The organism is Streptomyces sp. NPDC094034 (genome assembly GCF_040303865.1).
Taxonomy (GTDB): Bacteria; Actinomycetota; Actinomycetes; order Streptomycetales; family Streptomycetaceae; genus Streptomyces.
Map to the genome: position 1 here is coordinate 1 of NZ_JBEOUD010000116.1, position 1,677 is coordinate 1,677.

The 1,677-nt window shown below is 68.2% G+C and carries 1 protein-coding gene; it reads left to right on the forward strand.

The features are described from left to right. The first annotated feature begins 139 nt into the window (after positions 1–139). A complete protein-coding gene (locus tag ABTZ59_RS37050) occupies positions 140–1,660 on the forward strand; it encodes an IS4 family transposase (RefSeq protein ID WP_351425932.1) in 1,521 nt (506 codons plus the stop codon). Positions 1,661–1,677: the final 17 nt, after the last annotated feature.

Below are 1,677 nucleotides of genomic sequence, written 5' to 3' on the forward strand. Positions count from 1 at the left end.
CCCAATGCCAGGAACTTAGGGGGTTCATTGTCGGTGTTGTCCCTGATCGACTGGCAGTTGGGTGTTCCGCCAGACGCAGCGAAGCTCCTCGGCTATGACTGGTGATTGTCGAGATCAACCAGGTAGTCGAGGAGCTTCGTTGTCGGGTCATGGTGCCATGGACAGGGGCTGGTCTTCCAGCGTGGGGCGGCTGTTGGACGGTGTCGGGGGCGGTGTGCTGGCCTGCTATGTGCCGCCGGGCCTGGTCGATGAGGTGCTGGCGGTGACCGGCCGGTCTCAGCGACGCTTCCGGTCGCTGCCGGCGCGGCTGGGCGTCTACTTCGTTCTGGCGTTGTGCCTGTTCAGCGGTGCAAGCTACGGGAGCGTGATCGCCAGACTGGTCTCGGGGCGCCGGGGCGGCCTCGGGGCTGCGGGCTGGGTCCTGCCGTCGACGACGGCGCTGAGCAAGCTGCGTCGCCGGCTGGGGGCAGCCCCGTTCGAGCTGCTGTTCCGGCGCCTTTCCGGCACGTCGGTGTGCCGCAGCACTCCGTGGTCACACGCGTTCGGGCTGCTCCTGGTCGCGTGGGACGGCACCAACATGGACCTGGCCGACTCGCCGGCGAATGCCGAAGCGTTCGGCCGCCCGAGCTGCTGGAAAGGAGAAGCCGGGAATCCGCAGACACGCCTGACAGCGCTGATCGCGTGCGGCAGCCGCCGGATCATCGACGCGGCGTTCGGCACCTACCGGACCGGTGAACGCGCCCTGGCCGAGCGGATGCTGCCCGCCCTCGGCCCCGGCATACTGCTGCTGGCCGACCGGGGTTTCTTCAGCTACCGCCTGTGGCGCGCGGCCCAGGCCACCCAGGCCCACCTGCTGTGGCGGGTCCAGGCCGATCTGCACCTGCCCGTCCAACAGGTCCTGCCCGACGGCTCCTTCCTGTCCCGGCTGACCGACCCGGCCGACACCACCCGGCACGCCAGGAAGAAAGCACGCCGCCGCAAAGCCGGGCAGGCACCACCGCCCCCGCCGGTGCCCCGCGGCCCCGTAGTACGCGTAGTCGAGGCCGTCATCACCGTGCGCACCGACAACACCACCACACGCACCAGCCACTTCCGCCTGCTCACCACCCTGCTCGACCCACGGACCACACCAGCGGCCGACCTCGCTGCCACCTACTCCAAGAGGTGGGCATGCGAGACAGGATTCAGGGAGATCAAGACCTACCTGCGCGGCACGCGCCGCGCTCTGCGCGCCGCCGACCCCGAAACCGCCCGCCAGGAACTGTGGGCCTACCTCATCGTCTACCAGGCGATCCGGCACATCATCTGCCTCACCGCCCTGCGCCGGCAGGACATCGAACCCGCAAGGATCTCCTTCACCGCCACCCGCGACGCCGTCCAGGACGCGATCACCATCACACCCCGGCGCGCCAACGCCCACGCCGAACAGATCTACCAGGACCTCTCACAGCGCCTGATCACGAAACACGTCACCTGCCGGACATGCCCACGCATGGCCAAACGACCCGTGTTCCACTACCCCTCACGGCAAGCCTCCACCGCCCCGGCCTCGCAAAACGCCACCTACCACCTCACCATCACCACCCCGGACACCCCAAACACACAGACCCAACACCAACACGACCAAGAGACCACCACGACTCAAACCCGCACCCCCTAAAGTTCCTGGCATTGGGA